At 70.9% G+C, this 16,498-nt stretch carries 13 protein-coding genes; 9 read left to right on the plus strand and 4 right to left on the minus strand.

All coding sequences use genetic code 11. The annotated features are described in order from the left end of the window. The first annotated feature begins 38 nt into the window (after positions 1 to 38). The 4 genes from ABZ621_RS08980 to ABZ621_RS08995 all read left to right on the plus strand — a co-directional run bounded on the left by ABZ621_RS08980 (position 39) and on the right by ABZ621_RS08995 (position 6,217). Positions 39 to 773, plus strand: coding sequence for a response regulator transcription factor (locus tag ABZ621_RS08980; protein WP_360602193.1), 735 nt, complete (start codon positions 39 to 41; stop codon positions 771 to 773). Continuing rightward, on the plus strand, positions 770 to 1,864 hold the full coding sequence (locus ABZ621_RS08985; protein ID WP_360602195.1) for an ATP-binding protein: 1,095 nt from the start codon (positions 770 to 772) through the stop codon (positions 1,862 to 1,864). Before ABZ621_RS08980 ends, ABZ621_RS08985 begins: the two co-directional genes overlap by 4 nt. 268 nt (positions 1,865 to 2,132) lie before the next feature. Beyond that, positions 2,133 to 5,942: a multifunctional oxoglutarate decarboxylase/oxoglutarate dehydrogenase thiamine pyrophosphate-binding subunit/dihydrolipoyllysine-residue succinyltransferase subunit gene (locus ABZ621_RS08990; RefSeq protein WP_360602197.1), complete on the plus strand. Its 3,810-nt coding sequence runs from the start codon at positions 2,133 to 2,135 to the stop codon at positions 5,940 to 5,942. 89 nt (positions 5,943 to 6,031) lie between these two features. Further along, on the plus strand, positions 6,032 to 6,217 hold the full coding sequence (locus ABZ621_RS08995; protein WP_037674049.1) for a DUF6104 family protein: 186 nt from the start codon (positions 6,032 to 6,034) through the stop codon (positions 6,215 to 6,217). 63 nt (positions 6,218 to 6,280) lie between these two features. On the opposite strand, the gene ABZ621_RS09000 is transcribed toward ABZ621_RS08995, so the two are convergent. Further along, positions 6,281 to 7,096, minus strand: coding sequence for a hypothetical protein (locus tag ABZ621_RS09000; RefSeq protein ID WP_360602199.1), 816 nt, complete (start codon positions 7,094 to 7,096; stop codon positions 6,281 to 6,283). Positions 7,097 to 7,284: 188 nt separating this feature from the next. On the opposite strand from ABZ621_RS09000, the gene ABZ621_RS09005 reads away from it, so the two are divergent. Both ABZ621_RS09005 and ABZ621_RS09010 read left to right on the plus strand, forming a co-directional pair. Further along, entirely contained in the window at positions 7,285 to 8,199 is a 915-nt protein-coding gene (locus tag ABZ621_RS09005) for a DUF4097 family beta strand repeat-containing protein (RefSeq protein WP_360602201.1), read from the plus strand. Position 8,200: 1 nt separating this feature from the next. Beyond that, a complete protein-coding gene (locus tag ABZ621_RS09010; RefSeq protein WP_360602203.1) occupies positions 8,201 to 9,112 on the plus strand; it encodes a PadR family transcriptional regulator in 912 nt (303 codons plus the stop codon). Positions 9,113 to 9,124: 12 nt separating this feature from the next. On the opposite strand, the gene ABZ621_RS09015 is transcribed toward ABZ621_RS09010, so the two are convergent. The 3 genes from ABZ621_RS09015 to ABZ621_RS09025 form a co-directional block, all read right to left on the minus strand. Then, the gene (locus ABZ621_RS09015; RefSeq protein ID WP_360602205.1) at positions 9,125 to 10,609 is read right to left on the minus strand and encodes a cellulase family glycosylhydrolase; all 1,485 of its coding nucleotides are present in this window, start codon (positions 10,607 to 10,609) and stop codon (positions 9,125 to 9,127) included. Positions 10,610 to 10,650: 41 nt separating this feature from the next. Continuing rightward, a complete protein-coding gene (locus ABZ621_RS09020; protein ID WP_360602207.1) occupies positions 10,651 to 11,616 on the minus strand; it encodes a zinc-binding dehydrogenase in 966 nt (321 codons plus the stop codon). Positions 11,617 to 11,950: 334 nt separating this feature from the next. Then, positions 11,951 to 13,162, minus strand: a complete 1,212-nt coding sequence (locus tag ABZ621_RS09025; protein WP_360602209.1) for an NADP-dependent malic enzyme — start codon at positions 13,160 to 13,162, stop codon at positions 11,951 to 11,953. A gap of 548 nt (positions 13,163 to 13,710) precedes the next feature. Here ABZ621_RS09025 and ABZ621_RS09030 point away from each other — a divergent pair. The 3 genes from ABZ621_RS09030 to ABZ621_RS09040 are packed head-to-tail and all read left to right on the plus strand — an operon-like array spanning position 13,711 to position 16,424. Continuing rightward, positions 13,711 to 14,670: an ABC transporter substrate-binding protein gene (locus tag ABZ621_RS09030; RefSeq protein ID WP_360602211.1), complete on the plus strand. Its 960-nt coding sequence runs from the start codon at positions 13,711 to 13,713 to the stop codon at positions 14,668 to 14,670. Positions 14,671 to 14,709: 39 nt separating this feature from the next. Continuing rightward, on the plus strand, positions 14,710 to 15,660 hold the full coding sequence (locus ABZ621_RS09035; RefSeq protein ID WP_360602213.1) for an amino acid ABC transporter permease: 951 nt from the start codon (positions 14,710 to 14,712) through the stop codon (positions 15,658 to 15,660). After that, a complete protein-coding gene (locus ABZ621_RS09040; protein WP_360602215.1) occupies positions 15,657 to 16,424 on the plus strand; it encodes an amino acid ABC transporter ATP-binding protein in 768 nt (255 codons plus the stop codon). The genes ABZ621_RS09035 and ABZ621_RS09040 overlap by 4 nt, the downstream gene beginning before the upstream one ends. Positions 16,425 to 16,498: the final 74 nt, after the last annotated feature.

Raw genomic sequence — 16,498 nt, forward strand, 5'->3', positions numbered from 1 at the left:
AGGCTGCTGCACCGACATCGGCGACGCGAGGCGGGGCAATGGAGCAGACACACACCGGTCACCAGGGTGCGGCGACTCCGGGGGCCCAGCGGCGCGTCCTGGTCGTCGAGGACGACGCGACGATCGTGGAGGCGGTCTCGGCCCGGCTGCGCGCGGAGGGCTTCCTGGTGCAGACGGCCACCGACGGCCCCGCGGCCGTGGAGGCCGCCGAGGCCTGGCAGCCCGACCTGATGGTCCTCGACGTGATGCTGCCCGGCTTCGACGGCCTGGAGGTCTGCCGGCGCGTGCAGGCCCAGCGTCCGGTGCCGGTGCTGATGCTCACCGCACGGGACGACGAGACCGACATGCTGGTCGGGCTCGGCGTCGGCGCCGACGACTACATGACGAAGCCTTTCTCCATGCGCGAGCTGGCCGCCCGGGTCCACGTGCTGCTGCGCCGGGTGGAGCGGGCCGCGCTCGCCGCCGTGACCCCGCGCAGCGGGATCCTGCGCCTGGGCGAGCTGGAGATCGACCACGCGCAGCGCCGGGTCCGGGTCCGGACCGAGGACGTGCACCTGACGCCGACCGAGTTCGACCTGCTGGTCTGTCTGGCCGGCACCCCGCGCGCGGTGCTCTCCCGGGAGCAGCTGCTCGCCGAGGTGTGGGACTGGGCGGACGCCTCCGGCACCCGGACCGTGGACAGCCACATCAAGGCGCTGCGCCGGAAGATCGGCGCCGAGCGGATCCGTACGGTGCACGGCGTCGGATACGCGCTGGAGACCCCGGCGTCGTGAACCGGCCGGCGCGGCGCCCGGGGGGGTCCAGGCGCCGGATCGCGATCTCGATCAAGACGAAACTGGGGGCGCTGGTCGTCGGCGCGGTGCTGCTGACCTCGGGACTGGCTCTGGTGGCGATCCGCACGTCCACCGAGTTCCGGTACATCACGATCTTCGCGATGATCGCGACGCTGCTCATCACCCAGTTCGTGGCGCAGTCGCTGACCGCGCCGCTGGACGAGATGAACACGGTGGCGGGGTCGATCTCGCGCGGCGACTTCTCGCGGCGGGTGCGCGGCGCGGACCGACGTGACGAACTGGGCGACCTGGCCTCGACGATCAATCGCATGGCGGACGACCTGGAGGCGGTGGACCGGCACCGCAAGGAACTGGTCGCCAACGTCTCGCACGAGCTGCGCACGCCGATCGCGGCGCTGCGGGCCGTCCTGGAGAACGTCGTCGACGGGGTCTCGGAGGCCGATCCGGAGACGATGCGCTCGGCGCTGAAGCAGACGGAGCGGCTGGGCCGGCTGGTGGAGACGCTGCTCGACCTGTCACGGCTCGACAACGGTGTCGTACAGCTGCGGGCGCGTCGTTTCGAGGTGTGGCCCTATCTGTCCGGGGTGCTGCGGGAGGCGAATCTGGCCGCCGCGCAGCGCGGGCTGCCGTCGACGTCGGGCCTGCACCGGCGTACGGACGTGCATCTGCACCTGGACGTGTCGCCGTCCGACCTGACGGCGTACGCGGACGTGGAGCGGCTGCACCAGGTGATGGCGAACCTGATCGACAACGCGGTGAAGCACTCGCCGCCGCACGGGCGCGTGACGGTGCGGGCCCGGCGCGGCCCGTACCCGGAGTCGCTGGAGCTGGTGGTCGAGGACGAGGGTCCCGGCATCCCGGAGTCGGAGCGGTACAAGGTCTTCGAGCGGTTCAACCGGGGTACGGCTCCGGACCGGCAGGGGCCGGAGAGCGACGGCGGCACCGGGCTCGGCCTGGCGATCGCGCGCTGGGCGGTGGATCTTCACGGTGGCGGGATCGGTGTGGCCGAATCTTCACGTGGATGCCGGATCCGAGTCACTCTTCCAGGCAGCCTTCCCCTTCTCGATTGACGTAGGGTTCGAACCGGAAGCGAACGTTCTGCGTGTTCATGTGCAGACGTGGTCAGGGAGCGGCCGAAGGAGGCCGCGGCCCGGGCTTTTCCGTACCCTCACAGAAGCGGAACCACGCTTGTTTCCCGCCATTCACGGCGTCGAAACACGCCGTCAAGTGTGACTTGCGCGACGTTGGAGTGCCTGGCCTGCACGTCCCGGCCGGACAGGCGTAGCCTTTATTTCCGCTGTCCATCACCTTGCGAAGCGGAAGAGGGCGGTTGCCGCCGTGTCGTCTCAGTCCCCCAGTACCCCGAGCTCCCCGGCCGACCAAGACGGGCGTGGCGTGAGCCCCGCAGCCGCCTTCGGCGCCAATGAGTGGCTCGTCGACGAGATCTACCAGCAGTACCTCCAGGACCCGAATTCGGTCGATCGTGCCTGGTGGGACTTCTTCGCCGACTACAAGCCGGGTGCGGCGGAGACCCCGTCCGCCCCGGCCGCCACCACCACGGCCGCGCCCTCGGCGCCGCAGGCGGGCCCCGCACAGGCCGCGCCTGCCGCTCCGGCCGCCGCCGTGCCCGCACCGGCCGCCCCGGCCGCCGCCCCGGCTCCGGCCGCCGCTCCGGCCCCGGCCCCGGCGAAGCCCGCCGCGGCCGCTCCGGCCGCCGTGAAGCCGGCCCCGGCCGCCACCCCGGCGCCCGCCAAGGCCGCTCCGGCCGCCGAGGCGCCCGCCGGCCCCGAGCTGATCACGCTCCGCGGCCCGGCCGCCGCCGTCGCGAAGAACATGAACGCCTCGCTGGAGGTGCCGACGGCCACGTCCGTCCGCGCCGTCCCGGTGAAGCTGCTCTTCGACAACCGGATCGTCATCAACAACCACCTGAAGCGCGCCCGGGGCGGGAAGATCTCCTTCACCCACCTCATCGGCTACGCCATGGTGCAGGCCATCAAGGCCATGCCGTCGATGAACTACTCCTTCGCGGAGAAGGACGGCAAGCCGACCCTGGTCAAGCCGGAGCACGTGAACTTCGGTCTCGCCATCGACCTGGTGAAGCCGAACGGCGACCGCCAGCTCGTCGTCGCGGGCATCAAGAAGGCCGAGACGCTCAACTTCTTCGAGTTCTGGCAGGCGTACGAGGACATCGTCAAGCGCGCCCGCGTGGGCAAGCTGACGATGGAGGACTTCACCGGCGTCACGGTCTCCCTGACCAACCCCGGCGGCCTCGGCACCGTCCACTCCGTCCCGCGTCTGATGCCCGGACAGTCGGTCATCATGGGCGTCGGCTCGATGGACTACCCGGCGGAGTTCCAGGGCACCTCCCAGGACACCCTGAACAAGCTCGGCATCTCCAAGGTCATGACCCTGACGTCGACCTACGACCACCGGGTCATCCAGGGCGCCGCCTCCGGCGAGTTCCTGCGCATCGTCGCCAACTTCCTCCTCGGCGAGCAGGGCTTCTACGACGACATCTTCAAGTCGCTGCGGATCCCCTACGAGCCGGTCCGCTGGCTCAAGGACATCGACGCCTCGCACGACGACGACGTCACCAAGGCCGCCCGCGTCTTCGAGCTGATCCACTCCTACCGGGTCCGCGGCCACGTCATGGCCGACACCGACCCGCTGGAGTACAAGCAGCGCAAGCACCCCGACCTGGACATCACCGAGCACGGCCTCACCCTGTGGGACCTGGAGCGGGAGTTCGCGGTCGGCGGCTTCGCCGGCAAGTCGATGATGAAGCTCCGCGACATCCTCGGCGTGCTGCGCGACTCGTACTGCCGCACCACCGGCATCGAGTTCATGCACATCCAGGACCCGAAGCAGCGCAAGTGGATCCAGGACCGCGTCGAGCGTCCCCACGCGCGCGTGGAGCGCGAGGAGCAGCTCCGCATCCTCCGCCGCCTGAACGCGGCCGAGGCCTTCGAGACCTTCCTGCAGACGAAGTACGTCGGCCAGAAGCGCTTCTCCCTGGAGGGCGGCGAGTCCGTCATCCCGCTGCTCGACGCGGTCATCGACTCCGCCGCCGAGTCCCGCCTGGACGAGGTCGTCATCGGCATGGCCCACCGCGGCCGCCTGAACGTCCTCGCGAACATCGTGGGCAAGTCGTACGCGCAGATCTTCCGCGAGTTCGAGGGCAACCTCGACCCGAAGTCGATGCACGGCTCCGGCGACGTCAAGTACCACCTGGGCGCCGAGGGCACCTTCACCGGTCTCGACGGCGAGGAGATCAAGGTCTCCCTGGTCGCCAACCCCTCCCACCTGGAGGCGGTCGACCCGGTCCTGGAGGGTGTCGTCCGCGCCAAGCAGGACGTCATCAACAAGGGCGGCACGGACTTCACCGTCCTGCCCGTCGCCCTGCACGGCGACGCGGCCTTCGCGGGCCAGGGCGTGGTGGCCGAGACCCTCAACATGTCGCAGCTGCGGGGCTACCGCACCGGCGGCACGGTCCACATCGTCATCAACAACCAGGTCGGCTTCACGGCGGCTCCCGAGTCGTCCCGCTCCTCCATGTACGCCACCGACGTGGCCCGCATGATCGAGGCGCCGATCTTCCACGTGAACGGCGACGACCCGGAGGCCGTGGTCCGCGTCGCGCGGCTCGCCTTCGAGTTCCGCCAGACGTTCAACAAGGACGTCGTGATCGACCTCATCTGCTACCGCCGCCGCGGTCACAACGAGGGCGACAACCCCTCGTTCACCAACCCGCAGATGTACAACCTGATCGACAAGAAGCGCTCGGTGCGCAAGCTGTACACCGAGTCGCTCATCGGTCGCGGCGACATCACCCTGGAAGAGGCGGAGCAGTCGCTCCAGGACTTCCAGGGCCAGCTGGAGAAGGTCTTCGCGGAGGTCCGCGAGGCCACCGCCGCCCCGGCGCCGGCCCACGTGCCGGACGCGCAGGCCGAGTTCCCGGTCGCCGTCACCACCGCGGTCTCCCAGGAGGTCGTGAAGCGGATCGCCGAGTCGCAGGTCAACATCCCGGAGCGGATCACGGTCCACTCGCGTCTGCTGCCGCAGATGCAGCGTCGCGCGGCCTCGATCGACGACGGCACCATCGACTGGGGCTTCGGCGAGACCCTCGCCATCGGCTCCCTGCTGATGGAGGGCACCCCGGTCCGCCTGTCGGGCCAGGACACCCGCCGCGGCACCTTCGGCCAGCGCCACGCGGTCCTGGTCGACCAGGAGACCGGCGAGGACTACACCCCGCTGCTCTACCTGGCCGAGGACCAGGCGCACTTCAACGTCTACGACTCGCTGCTCAGCGAGTACGCGGCGATGGGCTTCGAGTACGGCTACTCGCTCGCCCGCCCCAGCTCCCTGGTGGTCTGGGAGGCGCAGTTCGGTGACTTCGTCAACGGCGCGCAGACCGTCGTCGACGAGTTCATCTCCTCGGCCGAGCAGAAGTGGGGCCAGACCTCCGGCGTCACCCTGCTCCTGCCGCACGGCTACGAGGGCCAGGGCCCGGACCACTCGTCCGCCCGCCCGGAGCGCTTCCTCCAGATGTGCGCCCAGGACAACATGACGGTCGCCATGCCGACGCTGCCGTCGAACTACTTCCACCTCCTGCGCTGGCAGGTGCACAACCCGCACCACAAGCCGCTCATCGTCTTCACCCCGAAGTCGATGCTGCGTCTGAAGGCCGCGGCGTCCAAGGTGGAGGAGTTCACCTCCGGCGGCTTCCGCCCGGTCATCGGCGACGACTCGGTCAACCCGGCCGACGTCCGCAAGGTCGTCTTCTGCGCCGGCAAGGTCTACTACGACCTGGAGGCCGAGCGTCAGAAGCGCGGCGACACGGAGACCGCGATCATCCGTCTTGAGCGCCTGTACCCGCTGCCGGGTGCCGAGCTCCAGGCCGAGATCGCCAAGTACCCGAACGCGGCGAAGTACATCTGGGCGCAGGAGGAGCCGGCGAACCAGGGTGCGTGGCCGTTCATCGCGCTCAACCTGATCGACCACCTCGACCTGGCGGTCGGCGCGGACATCCCGGCGGGCGAGCGCCTGCGCCGGATCTCCCGCCCGCACTCCTCGTCCCCGGCGGTCGGCTCGGCCAAGCGTCACCAGGCGGAGCAGCAGCAGCTGGTCAACGAGGTCTTCGACGCCTGACGTCGGCGCCTCGCGCGGAGGCCCGGCACCCCCCGATCCCGGGGGGTGCCGGGCCTCCGGCGTGTCCGGGCGGGCCTATCCTGGACCGCATGTACTTCACCGACCGTGGCATCGAGGAACTGGAGAAGCGGCGCGGCGAGGAGGAGGTCACCTTCGAGTGGCTCGCCGAGCAGCTGCGGACCTTCGTCGATCTCAACCCCGACTTCGAGGTGCCGGTCGAGCGCCTCGCGACCTGGCTGGCCCGTCTGGACGACGAGGACGACGACGAGGAGTAGCACGACCCGCGGTGCCCCCTTCCGTATCGGATACGGAAGGGGGCACCGTCGCGTCCGGGGCCGTCAGTGCTCGCGCAGGCGGTCGTAGGCGAGGCCGAGGGCGCCGTGGGCGACGAGGAGGGCCCCTGCCGTGGTCCAGCCGCCGCTGCGCCGGCCGAGCCCCCAGAGGAGCAGCGGGACGCCCGCGGCGAGCTGGACGCCGCCGAGGAGGCGCGCCCTGGGGCCGCGTACGTACGGGCCGAGGGGGCCCTCCTCCACGACGTCGAGCTCGTCGAGGACGGCCTCGCGCCAGCCCGGCCAGGCGAGCTGCTCGGCGCCGGCGGCGAGGGCGGCGGCGCGGAGCCGGTCGGGGGTCTCGCCGGGGTCGACGCCGGCGGGCAGGGCGAGGCTGGTGCGGGTGAGGACGGCGACGAGGCCGAGGAGGCGGGTACGGGAGTCGGCCTCGGGGTCGGGGAGGGTGAGCGGCTCCAGCGCCTGGACGTCGAGGACGGGGTCGAGGGCGAGGCGGTCGGCGAGGGTCCGCATGGCCTCGTCCTCGCCGGCCGGGGTGCCGGCGGCGAGCCAGGTGTAGCCGACGGTGCGGCGGAAGCCGGCGGCGAGGGTGATCCCGGCGCGGTCCGCGTCCCACCAGAGGGCGAGGACGGGCCAGCCGGCGGCGGAGACGGCGAGGGCGGTGGCCCAGCCGGTGACGAACCGTTCGACCGGCTCTCCGTCGCCCTGCCAGGGCTTCCCCTCCGGTACGAGGACGCTCCAGCCGGCTCCGGCGGGGGCGAGGAGCAGCTGCTCGCGCAGGAGCTGGGCGGGCGGCCGGACCGTCGGGGGATCGGCTCGGCACAGCAGCAGCGCCCCGGCGGGGCTCGGTCCGGAAGTCGCGTTCATGACCCCTAACCTAGGTCAGTTTGTCCGTGTACGGAGGTGTTTGCCGCGACCCTGTCAGGGATGTTTCAGGGTTGACTCGATCACACCGCGATATATCGTGAATCTCGAAGTCGCGATATGTCGAGTCGCGTGATCGTCGCGTCGCGATGCCGAGTCGCGACGCATCGAGGAAGCGGGAGGGCAGCACCATGACCGAGTGGTCCGTCACCGAGCCGGTGAAACTCGCGCCCGCCGACCCCGTGACACGGCTGCGCGTCCGTGTCGTGGGCGGCGCGGTGAACGTGGTGGGCACGGAGGAGAGCACGGCACGGCTGGAGATCTCGGAGATCGAGGGCCCGCCCCTGATCGTCACCCAGGAGGGCTCCACGCTGACCGTCACCTACGAGGACCTGCACTGGAAGGGCATCCTCAAGTGGCTCGACACCAAGGCCCACCGGCGGCGCGCGGTGGTCTCGGTCGCCGTCCCGGCCGGCGCCGAGGTCGAGGTGGGCGCGGTGTCCGCGGACACGGTGGTCTCGGGCCTGCGGGGCCGCACCGAGATCCGCGGGGTGACCGGGGGGACGACGCTGGTGGGGCTCTCCGGCCCGGTCCGCGCCGAGACCGTCTCGGGCGCCCTGGAGGCCCAGTCGGTGACCGGCGCGCTGCGGGTCACCTCGGTGACCGGTGACGTGACGGTGATCGAGGGCTCGGGCTCGGCGGTACGGGCGGAGACCGTCAGCGGGGACCTGGTCCTCGACCTGGACCCGGCTCCGGCCGGGGCCCCGCCGGCCGACATCCGGCTCACCAGCGTCTCCGGCGAGGTCGCCGTCCGGCTGCCGCACCCGGCGGACGCCCGGGTCGAGGCGAGCACCACGAGCGGCGCGGTGTCGAACGCCTTCGAGGACCTGCGGGTGGGCGGCGAGTGGGGCACCAAGTCCATCACCGGAACGCTCGGCGCGGGCAGCGGCACGCTCAAGGCGACCACGGTCTCCGGCTCGATCGCCCTGCTCCGCCGCCCGGAGTCCGCCGAGACCCCGGACCCCGGACCCGTCACACCCGCCACACCCTCCGCGTCCTCCGCGTCCTCCACGTCCTCCGCCCCCGCGTCCGGAAAGGTGCTCTGACATGGCCCCCGTCTTCGCACACGGCCGACTCCGCCTCTACCTCCTCAAGCTGCTCGACGAGGCCCCCCGGCACGGCTACGAGGTCATCCGCCTCCTGGAGGAGCGCTTCCAGGGCCTGTACGCCCCCTCGGCCGGCACGGTCTACCCGCGGCTGGCCAAGCTGGAGGCCGAGGGGCTCGTCACCCACACCAGCGAGGGCGGCCGGAAGGTCTACGCGCTGACCGACGCGGGCCGCGCCGAGCTGGCCGGCCGGGAGGGCGAGCTCGACGCCCTGGAGCGGGAGATCCGGGACTCCGTCGCGGCGCTGGCCTCCGAGATCAGGGAGGACGTGCGCGGCGCGGCCGGCCGGGTGCGCAGCGAGATGCGCGCGGCGGCGAGCCGGGCCCGGACGGCGGAGGAGGGCTCCTTCGCCGACGTCAAGGAGGAGCTGCGCAGGGCCAAGCGGGAGTGGAAGGAGCAGGCCCGGCAGACGAAGGAGTTCCAGCGGATCGCCCAGCAGGTCCAGGACGAGGTGCAGAACCGCTTCGCGAAGGGCGAGTGGCCGCAGGCCGTCCGTGAGGGCCTGTCCGGGATCACCGCCCAGCTGAGCGACCTGGTCTCGGGCCAGACGAAGGGCCGCAAGGGCGCGGGGAGTGCCGCGGCCGGTGCTCCTTCGGCGGGCGGTTCCCCGGTGGACGTGTCGGTGCCGGGTGCGGACGGGGAGGCCGTGGTCCCGGAGTGGGCGCGGGAAGGGGCCGGCTCCGGTGACCCGGCCCGGGACCTGGACCGGCTGCTCGACCGCTTCCGGGACGAGGTGCGGGACGCGGCCCGGGACCACGGGGTGACGGACGCCCAGCTCGCCGAGGCCCGTCACCACCTGTCCACGGCGGCGACCCGGATCACCGGGATACTCCGTCCCCGCGCGGAGCCCTGACCGGGGCCGGGGTCAGCGGGGTGCCGGGCCGGTGCGGGTCACGGTGACGGTGACCCGGGCGTCGGGGGCGGCGAGGACGCGGACCCGTTCGTACCCCCGGCCCTGCCCCGCGCCGTGCCCCGCGCCACGGCCCTTGTCGCGGAGGACGAGGGCGCCGCGGGCCGTGACCTTCCAGTCGCCGGACGGCAGGGCCAGTTCGGTGACGCGGGAGCCGCGGCGGCCGGCGGCGTCGTACTCCAGGCGGTAGGTGCCGGCCCCCGGGTCGTAGGCGGAGGCGCGGACCCGGCCGGCGACGGCCTCCGCGTACGGCTCGGCGGTCAGCTCCTTGTTGGTGCGGAAGGCGCCGGCGGAGTCGACCGCGCAGTAGCCGCCGCCGTAGCACCAGACGTAGCCGGCCCAGCCGGAGGTGTAGCGGCCGAGGGAGGCCATGGCGTCGCGGTAGAAGGCGTTCATGTTCGGCAGGGAGTTGTTGAGCGGGCCCCACTCCCCCACGACCACGGGGACCTTGTATTCCTTGGGGTAGACGGTGACGGCCTGCTCGTAGCTTTCGATCCAGCCGGCGGCGGGGTCGTAGTCGGCGCCGGCCTCCATGCCGGTGTTGTAGAAGTGCGGGGCGTAGACGATCTTCGGATCGTCAATCCGGCCGAGGCCGGTGGGGACTCCTTCGCCGACGATCGGGGTGGGCTCGACGAAGATCCAGGCGTCCCGGTCGGCCGTGCGGATGGCGTCGGCGATCCGGTCGTACATGGGGGTGAGCTGTTCCCGCTCGATGCGGCGGGCGGCGGTGGGCAGGTCCTCGCCCTCGCGGAGTTCGCCCATCGGCTCGTTGATGGGGTCGTAGCCGAGGACGGCCGGGTGGTCGTCGAAGCGCTCGGCGAGCACCTGCCACATGCGGGCCTGGGCGCGGCGGAGGTCCTCGTCCTCGTAGAGGTGGGTGAAGGCGCGCTGGACGGCGGGCTCGAAGTACTCGGAGAACCAGTCGTCGGGGCGGGGGGTGAAGGGCAGTCCGTCGGTGCGGGTGGCCCAGGCGGGGATGCCCCGGTGGCCGAAGGCGGGGCCGAAGACGTCCTGGTGGGCGTCGAGCAGGACCTTGACGTCGTACTTCTCGGCCCAGTCCAGGACCCGTTCGATCTTCCGCAGATAGGCCTGGCTGTACTGGCCCGGCCGCGGCTCCAGGTCGTCCCAGAAGACGAGGAGGCGGGCGAAGTTGAAGCCCTTGGCGCGCATGTCGCGGAAGTGCCGCTCGGTCACGGCGGAGAGGGCGGCGTCACCGCGGTTGGCCTTGTCCTCCACGTTCCAGCCGCGCAGGGTGAGGACGCGGCCGCGGGAGTCGGTGAGGGCGGGGATCCCGTCACCCCCGGCTCCCCCCGTTCCCCCGGTGGTCCCCGTCTCCGCGTGCGCGGCGGTCGGGGCGAGCAGTGAGGCGGCGAGGGCGCCCGTCAGAAGGGTGGTGCGCAGCAAGGAGACCTCCGGCACGAGGAAGTGAGCGTTGTTCACCTTTCATGTGCCGGAGATCCCATCAGGTCGACCGACCCGTATCAAGAGGTCGTCAGCACGATCTTTCCGAAGAGTTCGCCGGAGGCCATCTTCGCGAAGCCCTCGCGGGCCCGGTCGAGCGGCAGCACCTCGTCGATCACCGGACGGACCCCGGTGGCCGCGCAGAAGGAGAGGAGGTCCTCCAGCTCGTCCTTGGACCCCATGGTGGAGCCGACCACCTTGAGCTCCAGGAAGAAGATCCGGGTCAGTTCGGCGTGCGAGGGGCGGTCGCCGCTGGTGGCGCCGGAGATCACCAGGGTGCCGCCGGGGCGCAGCGACTTCACCGAGTGCGACCAGGTCGCGGCGCCGACGGTCTCGATGACGGCGTCCACCCGGTACGGCAGCCGGGCTCCGGGCTCGTACGCCTCGACGGCGCCGAGCTCCACGGCCCGCTTCCGCTTGGCCTCGTCCCGGCTGGTGGCGAAGACCCGCAGGCCGGCGGCCTTGCCGAGGACGATCGCGGCGGTGGCGACGCCGCCGCCGGCGCCCTGGACGAGGATCGAGTCGCCGGGGCGGACCCCGGCGTTGGTGAAGAGCATCCGGTAGGCGGTCAGCCAGGCGGTGGGGAGGCAGGCGGCCTCGGCGAAGGAGAGCTCCTTCGGCTTGGGCAGCACGTTCCAGCGGGGGACGGTGACGCGCTCGGCGAAGGTGCCCTGGTAGCGCTCGGTGAGGATGGAGCGCGGCTCGTCGGGTCCGACGCCGTGGCCGGTCTGGCCGATCACGGAGTGCAGGACGACCTCGTTGCCGTCCTCGTCGATCCCGGCGGCGTCGCAGCCGAGGATCATCGGCAGCTTCTCCTCGGGCAGGCCGACCCCGCGCAGCGACCAGAGGTCGTGGTGGTTGAGGGAGGCGGCCTTGACGGTGACGGTGGTCCAGCCGGGGCGCACCTCGGGCTCGGGGCGTTCACCCAGCTCGAGGCCGTTCAGGGGCTGGTCGCGGTCGATTCGGGCGGCGTAGGCAGCGAACATGGCCCCGACCCTAGGGGCGACGGAGAGCACACGGAACCTCACTCCGGTGTGACGCGCGTCCCCCGCGCCCGCTCCGACCCCCGGACCCGGAACGCGGAACCCGGAACGCGGAACGCGGAACCACGGGCCCCCGAAGCCCGCCCGTCCACGCCACCGCGCCGTCCACCCAGCCGACACGTCCACGCCGCCGCCCCCGCTCCCACTCCCCCGGGCACGGGCGCGGGAAAGGGAAAGGGCCCCGCTCCCCTCCCCCGGGCACGGGAAAGGGCCCCGTCCCGGGTCCGATGCGGCGGACCGGGGCGGGGCCCTCTCGGGGACCTTCCGCGGACGGGGGTCAGCGGCGGGCGACGCCCTCGGCGCGCGCGGCGGCGGCGACCGCGGCCGCGACGGCCGGGGCGACCCGGTCGTCGAACGGCGACGGGATGACGCAGTCGGCGCTGAGCTCGTCACCGACGACACCGGCGATGGCGTCGGCCGCGGCGATCTTCATGCCCTCGGTGATCTGGGAGGCCCGGACCTGGAGCGCGCCGGCGAAGATGCCGGGGAACGCGAGGACGTTGTTGATCTGGTTGGGGTAGTCCGAACGGCCGGTGGCCACGACCGCCGCGTACTTGTGCGCGACGTCGGGGTGGACCTCGGGGTTCGGGTTGGCCATGGCGAAGACGAAGGCGTCCTTGGCCATGGCGGCGACGGCCTCCTCGGGGACCGTACCGCCGGAGACGCCGATGAAGACGTCGGCGCCGGCGAGGGCGGTCTCCAGGGAGCCGGAGAGGCCCGCCTTGTTGGTGAGGCCGGCGATCTCGCGCTTGACGTCCGTGAGGTCCTCGCGGTCGCTGCTGACGATGCCCTTGCGGTCGGCGACGCAGACGTCGCCGATGCCGGCCGACAGGAGGAACTTGGCGATGGCCACGCCGGCCGCGCCGGCGCCGGAGATCACGGCGCGCAGGTCGCCGAGGGTCCGGCCGGTCAGCTTCGCCGCGTTCCGCAGGGCGGCGAGGGTGACGATGGCGGTGCCGTGCTGGTCGTCGTGGAAGACCGGGATGTCCAGCCGCTCCTGGAGCTTGCGCTCGATCTCGAAGCACCGCGGCGCCGAGATGTCCTCCAGGTTCACCCCACCGAAGGAGGGGGCGAGCCGGACGACGGTGTCGACGATCTCGTCGGTGTCGGTGGTCGCGAGGGCGATCGGGACGGCGTCCACGCCGCCGAACTGCTTGAAGAGGATCGCCTTGCCCTCCATGACCGGGAGGGAGGCCTCCGGGCCGATGTCGCCGAGGCCGAGCACGGCGGTGCCGTCGGTGACGACGGCGACGACCTGGGACTTCCACGTGTAGTCGTGGACCAGCTCGGGCTGCTCGGCGATGGCGGTGCACACCTTGGCGACGCCAGGCGTGTACGCGAGGGACAGGTCGTCCTTGTCACGGACGGGGACGGTGGCCTGAATGGCCATCTTGCCGCCGCGGTGAAGAGCGAAAGCCGGGTCGAAGAGCTCCTCGGGAGCTCCTTCCGTAGCGCTCTCGCTGAGAGGATTGACGATCTCCGCTGCCATGTGGGTGAGACCCCTTATGTCTGTTGTTCGAGGGTTTCCGCTCCTGGTGTGGAGCGGTGGGCGGGTCCCGCGGCCGCCGTGTCGGGCAGCCGCGCGGGCGCGCCGCACAACGCGCCCTGAGCCCCGGATGAGGGGTGTAAGGATCCTTCTTACCGGACAGACGGCACCGCAGACGAGTCCGTATCCGGTCGGTGACACGACTCATACCTAGTGCTTCCGGACGCGGACGGAGAACGACTCGTCACTCGATATCAGGAAAGATGCCGCAGGCGTCCGTTTGGCTCTGTTCATGCCGTCCGAATGGCGAGATCAACCGCAGATTCTTCGGTGAACGGGTAGGGCTACGAAAGATGATCCGGCCTTGATGTACCGGCCTGTCGGGGTTCGGGCTCGACCCGTTACCCGATTTTGACATCCGTGGCCGTCGGTTTGAGGCGGTCCGAATGGCAAGATGCCGTAATCACACGAGGTCGCGACACTCGAAGATGCGTACGCGGCCCATTGGCAACGCCTATGGCAACTCCCTCACACGCCGGAGGATCCCGACCATGACCGCACGCTCCACGCGCTGGACGACCGCCGCCAAGACCCGCACTTCCCGTCTTGCCGCGGTCGCCGCCATCGCGGTCGCCGGCTCGATGCTGCTGACCGCCTGTGGCGACCAGACCGACAGCGGCTCCACGAAGGAGGGCGGCACCGCCGCCAACTCCGCCCCGCTCTTCTCCAAGCTGCCCGCCGACATCCAGAAGGCCGGCGTCATCAAGGTCGGCACGGACGCCTCGTACGCGCCGATGGAGTTCACCCAGGACGGCAAGATCGTCGGCGTCGACCCCGACATCGCCGCCGCCCTCTCCAAGCAGCTCGGTGTGAAGTTCGAGTTCACCTCGGGCACCTTCGACGGCCTGATCACCTCCCTGGAGACCGGCCGCCAGGACATCGTCATGTCCTCCATGACGGACAACAAGAAGCGCCAGGAGGGCCTGGACGACAACGGGAAGAAGATCGGCAAGGGCGTCGACTTCGTCGACTACTTCTCCTCCGGCGTCTCCCTGCTGGTCAAGAAGGGCAACCCGCAGGGCGTGAACTCGCTCGACGACCTCTGCGGCAAGACCGTCGCCGTCCAGCGCGGCACGATCTACGAGGACACCTTCAAGGCCCAGGCCGAGAAGTGCGGCTCGAACAAGCTCACGATCCAGGCCTTCGACACCGACGCCGAGGCCCAGACCCGCGTGAAGGCCGGCGGCGCGGTCGCCGACCTGAACGACTACCCGGTCGCCGCGTACATCGCGAAGACCTCCGGCGGCGGCAACGACTTCGAGGTCGTCGGCAACCAGACCGACGTCGGCCTCATGGGCATCGCCGTCTCCAAGGACAAGACCCAGCTGCGCGACGCCATCAAGGAGGCGCTCGACGCCAGCATCAAGGACGGCACCTACGCCGAGGCCCTGAAGAAGTGGGACGTCGAGGGCAGCGCGGTCAAGCAGGCCACCATCAACGCCGGCAAGTGACCTGCTCGCTCCCCCTCGCACCACTGAAGGGCAGTCGTCATGACTGACAAGATCAGCAAGGACCCGGCCGCCACGCCGGCCGGGTCCGGCCCCTCGGGCACCCCCTACGAGGCGATCAAGGCCATCCCGGTCCGTCACTACGGCCGCTGGATCAGCGCCGTCGTCGTCGTCGCGCTCCTCGGCTGGCTCGTCTACGCGTTCTCCCAGGGCAACATCATCTGGGCCACGGTGTGGGACAAGCTCTTCGACGACTCCGTCCTCGTCGGCCTCTGGAAGACCGTCCTGATCAGCGTCTCCGCGATGGCGCTCGGACTCGTCCTCGGCATCGTCTTCGCCGTGATGCGGCTGTCGAAGAACCCGGTCACCGGAGCCGTCTCCTGGCTCTACATCTGGTTCTTCCGCGGCACGCCGGTCTACGTCCAGCTGCTCGTCTGGTTCAACCTCGCCCTGATCTTCGAGTACATCAACCTCGGACCGATCTACAAGGACGAGACCTCGCAGGTCCTCACCCCGTTCATGGTGGCCCTCCTGGGCCTGGGCCTGAACGAGGGCGCGTACATGGCGGAGATCGTCCGCGCCGGCATCCAGTCGGTCGACGAGGGCCAGACCGAGGCGGCGCACGCGCTCGGCATGTCCCAGACGAAGACCATGCGCCGGATCGTGCTGCCGCAGGCGATGCGCGTGATCGTGCCGCCGACGGGCAACGAGTTCATCAACATGCTGAAGACCTCGTCGCTGGTCTCGGCCGTGCAGTACACGGAGCTACTCCGCGCCTCCTCGAACATCGGCTCCGTCTCCGGTGCCGTCATGGAGATGCTCTTCGTGGCCTCCATCTGGTACCTGGCACTGACCAGCGTCTTCAGCGTCGGCCAGTACTACCTGGAGCGCCGTTTCGCCCGCGGTTCGACCCGTAACCTGCCGCCCACCCCGTGGCAGCGGGTCAAGACGAACCTCACCACGTTCAAGCGTTCCCCGGAGGCATCGGCATGACCGGCGAGCTCATGGTCAAGGCGGAGGGCGTCCACAAGTCCTACGGCGCCGCCCACATCCTCCGCGGCATCGACCTGGAGGTCCGCAGCGGAGAGGTCTTCTGCCTGGTCGGCCCGTCCGGCTCCGGCAAGTCGACCTTCCTGCGCTGCATCAACCACCTGGAGCGGATCGACGGCGGCCGCCTCTCGGTCGACGGCCAGCTGGTCGGCTACCGCCAGAAGGGCGACAAGCTCTACGAGCTGAAGGACAGCGAGGTCGCGACCCAGCGCCGTGACATCGGCATGGTCTTCCAGCGCTTCAACCTGTTCCCCCACATGACGGCCCTGGCCAACGTGATGGAGGCACCCGTCCAGGTGAAGGGCGAGTCCAAGGCGGTCGCCCGCGAGCGGGCCGAGCGCCTGCTCGACCGGGTGGGTCTCGGCGACAAGATGGGCAACTACCCGTCGCAGCTCTCCGGCGGGCAGCAGCAGCGTGTCGCCATCGCCCGCGCGCTGGCGATGGAGCCGAAGCTGATGCTCTTCGACGAGCCGACCTCGGCGCTCGACCCGGAGCTCGTCGGTGACGTCCTCGACGTCATGCGGGACCTGGCCGAGTCGGGCATGACGATGATCGTCGTCACCCACGAGATGGGCTTCGCCCGGGAGGTCGGCGACTCGCTGGTCTTCATGGACGGCGGCGTGGTGGTCGAGTCCGGCCACCCGAGGGACGTCCTGACGAACCCGCAGCACGACCGGACGAAGGCGTTCCTGTCGAAGGTGCTGTAACAGGCGATACGCGAAGGGGCGGTACGGGCACGAAGCCCGTACCGCCCCTTCGTCCGTCCGGCGGCCGTACGCCC

It is taken from the genome of Streptomyces sp. NPDC007863 (genome assembly GCF_040633895.1).
Taxonomy (GTDB): domain Bacteria; phylum Actinomycetota; class Actinomycetes; order Streptomycetales; family Streptomycetaceae; genus Streptomyces.

What these genes read in the sequence shown, in the direction of transcription:
- ABZ621_RS09030 (WP_360602211.1), top strand. Translation starts at nt 13,711, where the DNA reads ATGACCGCACGCTCCACGCGCTGGACGACCGCCGCCAAGACCCGCACT.
- ABZ621_RS09020 (WP_360602207.1), bottom strand. Translation starts at nt 11,616, where the DNA reads ATGTTCGCTGCCTACGCCGCCCGAATCGACCGCGACCAGCCCCTGAAC.
- ABZ621_RS09040 (WP_360602215.1), top strand. Translation starts at nt 15,657, where the DNA reads ATGACCGGCGAGCTCATGGTCAAGGCGGAGGGCGTCCACAAGTCCTAC.
- ABZ621_RS09025 (WP_360602209.1), bottom strand. Translation starts at nt 13,162, where the DNA reads ATGGCAGCGGAGATCGTCAATCCTCTCAGCGAGAGCGCTACGGAAGGA.
- ABZ621_RS09000 (WP_360602199.1), bottom strand. Translation starts at nt 7,096, where the DNA reads ATGAACGCGACTTCCGGACCGAGCCCCGCCGGGGCGCTGCTGCTGTGC.
- ABZ621_RS08980 (WP_360602193.1), top strand. Translation starts at nt 39, where the DNA reads ATGGAGCAGACACACACCGGTCACCAGGGTGCGGCGACTCCGGGGGCC.
- ABZ621_RS09035 (WP_360602213.1), top strand. Translation starts at nt 14,710, where the DNA reads ATGACTGACAAGATCAGCAAGGACCCGGCCGCCACGCCGGCCGGGTCC.
- ABZ621_RS08995 (WP_037674049.1), top strand. Translation starts at nt 6,032, where the DNA reads ATGTACTTCACCGACCGTGGCATCGAGGAACTGGAGAAGCGGCGCGGC.
- ABZ621_RS09010 (WP_360602203.1), top strand. Translation starts at nt 8,201, where the DNA reads ATGGCCCCCGTCTTCGCACACGGCCGACTCCGCCTCTACCTCCTCAAG.
- ABZ621_RS09005 (WP_360602201.1), top strand. Translation starts at nt 7,285, where the DNA reads ATGACCGAGTGGTCCGTCACCGAGCCGGTGAAACTCGCGCCCGCCGAC.